This is a genomic window from Streptomyces diastatochromogenes, from assembly GCF_002242805.1.
Classification (GTDB): domain Bacteria; phylum Actinomycetota; class Actinomycetes; order Streptomycetales; family Streptomycetaceae; genus Streptomyces; species Streptomyces diastatochromogenes.
Genome location: NZ_MCGQ01000101.1, coordinates 1 through 2,731 on the forward strand (window position 1 = coordinate 1; position 2,731 = coordinate 2,731).

Annotated in this window: 4 protein-coding genes; 1 reads left to right on the forward strand and 3 read right to left on the reverse strand. The window is 69.2% G+C overall.

Annotated features, from left to right (window positions below; genetic code table 11):
• From BEK98_RS45920 to BEK98_RS45930, 3 genes are all read right to left on the reverse strand, one after another.
• Positions 1-465 (reverse strand): NAD(P)H-binding protein (locus tag BEK98_RS45920; protein ID WP_167444446.1); only part of this gene is annotated, 465 nt, incomplete at its 3' end.
• Between the two features lie 145 nt (positions 466-610).
• Positions 611-985 (reverse strand): nuclear transport factor 2 family protein, encoded by a 375-nt coding sequence (locus BEK98_RS45925; protein ID WP_244202291.1) that lies wholly within the window; start codon positions 983-985, stop codon positions 611-613.
• 197 nt (positions 986-1,182) lie between these two features.
• Positions 1,183-2,076: an NAD(P)H-binding protein gene (locus BEK98_RS45930; RefSeq protein WP_094222762.1), complete on the reverse strand. Its 894-nt coding sequence runs from the start codon at positions 2,074-2,076 to the stop codon at positions 1,183-1,185.
• A 386-nt stretch (positions 2,077-2,462) separates the two neighbouring features.
• Between BEK98_RS45930 and BEK98_RS45935 the strand changes: the two genes are divergently transcribed.
• Positions 2,463-2,731: alcohol dehydrogenase catalytic domain-containing protein (locus BEK98_RS45935; RefSeq protein WP_167444447.1), on the forward strand; the 269-nt coding region annotated here is incomplete at its 3' end.

The window sequence follows — 2,731 nt, forward strand, 5'->3', positions numbered from 1 at the left end:
GTACTGGAGCCACATTCCGATGTTGGCGGTGTAGTTCTCGATGTAGGAGCCGTTGCGCAGGATCGCGTACGGGATTCCCGAGGCACGGACGATTTCCTCGGTACGGGCGTGCGGCTCGGCCATGGCGATGCCGCTGCTGTCGGCGTTGAGGTAGCTGGTGTAGATCAGCGCGGTGGCTCCGGCGTCCTGCGCCGCGCGGACCACGCCTGCGTGCTGCTCGGCCTGGCGGCCGAACTCGCTGGAGGAGATGAGCAGTAGCCGCTCTGCGCCCTGGAAGGCGGAGGCGAGCGTCGCGGGACGGTCGTAGTCGGCCTGGCGGACCTGGATGCCGCGCCCTGCCAGGTCGGCGGCCTTTTCCGGGGTCCGGACGGCGGCCACGATCTGGTCGGCGGGCATACCGCGCTTGAGGAGTTCGTCGATGACGAGGCGGCCGAGGTGACCGGTGGCGGCGGTGATGGTGATCATGGGGGGAGGCTTTCTTGGCAAGTGGGCGGGCGCGGGGGCTGGGCTCTCGCGCCGCGGTCGGCGCCTGGCGGTCGCGGTTGCCAGGGTGGTGCGGCGGGGCCGCCGCCGTCGCGCGGACGGACGGCGGACCCGCCGTACGGGCTGGTCAGTGCTGGGGGTTGCCTCCGGCCTGGATCAGCGGGCTGAGGTCGAAGACGCTGATCACGTGGCTGATCTTGCCGTCCTCGACGGTGATGTAGTCGATGCCGCGGAAGTCCTTCTTGAAGGGCGTGTCGGTGGTGTAGACGGTCACCGCGTGGGTGTCGTCACCCAGCACGTCGATCACCGTGCCGCTGATGAGGCTGCTCGCGAAGGGCTCCAGGAACTCGCGGTAGCGGGCCAGGCCCTCGAAGCGGCCGTTCGGGGCCTCGCAGACGACGTCGTCGGCGAGGTAGCTCAGCGCCTTCTCGACGTCGCGGCCGAGCCAGGCACGGACGAACTCGTCGGCGATCTTCTGGGCGGCGGCGCTGGTGGCAGTCATGGGAAGCATTCCTTTCAAGGTGTTTCGTCCCCTGATGCGCGACAAACGTGGCATGGGTGCACGGGGGTCGCATGTCAGGGAGAGCCGGCTCGTCCGGTGGGCGGCCGGTCAGGTTCGTGTCTCATCTTGGGCGGAGATACCTGACAGCGAGCGTCAGGTATGTGTCTACGACTTTCAGCGGGAGGAGAGAGCGCAGGTCACAAGGCCCTGAGCTGAGCGGCGACGACGTCCGCCAGCGCAGTGGCGGGCCGTCCGATGAGCTGTTCGAGGTCGGTGCTGGAGGTGAACCAGTCGCCGTGCGCGACGGCCAGGCTGGTGTCGGCCAGCAGGTCGGCGAACGCCTGCGGCACCCCCTGGGCGGCGAGGGCCCGGGCGTACTGGTCGACGGGCAGGTCCTGGTAGACCAACGGCTTGCCGGACTGCCGGGAGATCTCGGCCGCGACATCCGAGAGGGTGAAGGGGGCGCCGCCGAGTTCGTAGACGCGGCCGTCGCTTCCCGAGCCGTAGGCACGTCCCGCATGTCCCTGGCCGGTCAGGGCCGCTGCCGCCGCGGCGGCGAGATCGGCGCGGGTGGCCCCGGAGACCTTGCCGTCGGCCCCGCAGCCGTACATCACGCCGGAGTCCAGAGCGGGGGCGAGGTCACCCAACTCCCCCGCGTACAGCTCGGTGTAGCCGCCGTTGCGCAGGAAGACGAACGGGATGCCTGACTGACGGATGTAGGCCTCGGCCTGCTTGTGCTCATCGGCCAGCCGCAGGGTGCTGGTGGGCGTGTTGACGAAGCCGGTGTAGGCGATCAGGGGAACGTGCGCGGCGCGGGCCGCGTCGACCGCGTTCTTCATCTGCGGGAAGCGCCGGCCGTACTCGGCGGACGGTATGAGCAGCAGCTGGTCGGCCTCCGCGAAGGCCGGCGCGAGGGTGTGCGGCTCGGTGTAGTCCGCGTGGCGGACCTGCACCCCGAGTTCGGCGAGGTCGGCGGCCTTCTGCGGGGACCGTACGGCGGCCGTGATCTGGTCCGCGGGCACACCGCGCTGGAGCAGTTCGGCGACGACGAGGCGACCGAGGCGGCCCGTGGCCGCGGTGACAGTGATCATTCTCAGGGACTCCTTCTGGGAAGTGGCATGGGATACCGGCCAGGAAGTGACAAGGGGTGCCGGGGCCCGCATGCCCCAGCGCCGGGCCGTGCGTGAGGGCACTGCACATCCCCGAGGTGGGGTCGCATGCCGCTGACCGGCAAAGCCATCATCAGACCGATACCTGACATCGAGCGTCAGGTATGTCGCCAGGAAAATTCCCTGACATACCTGACGGGGCGTGTCAGGTATGGCTCCATATGTTGACTGGGCAACGAAACGCAGCGGCGTACCCTGCCCGGCTCACCGCCCGCCCGCATCCGTAAGTGCGGCGCATCGATGGAGCCAGGCGGAGCCGCGCGTGCGCCCCCGCTCGGACAACCGGGCATCCCCCAGGAGACAGTCACATGCGCAGGATTCAGTACCACACCTACGGCGGCCCGGAGACGATGCGGCTGGAGGACTTCGAGCTTCCCACGCCGGGGAACGGGGAGGTCGCCGTCATGGTCAGGGCCACGTCGGTGAACCCGATCGACTGGAAGCTGCGTCAGGGCCAGTTGAAGATGATGACGGGCCGCTCCTTCCCCAGGACGATGGGTTCGGACTTCTCCGGCGTCGTCAGCGCCGTGGGCCCGGACGTCACCCGGTTCAAGCCCGGCGACGAGGTCTTCGGCAT

Excerpts from the sequence above, each read along its gene's own strand:
- BEK98_RS45925 (WP_244202291.1), bottom strand. The coding sequence starts at position 985 with ATGACTGCCACCAGCGCCGCCGCCCAGAAGATCGCCGACGAGTTCGTC.
- BEK98_RS45930 (WP_094222762.1), bottom strand. The coding sequence starts at position 2,076 with ATGATCACTGTCACCGCGGCCACGGGCCGCCTCGGTCGCCTCGTCGTC.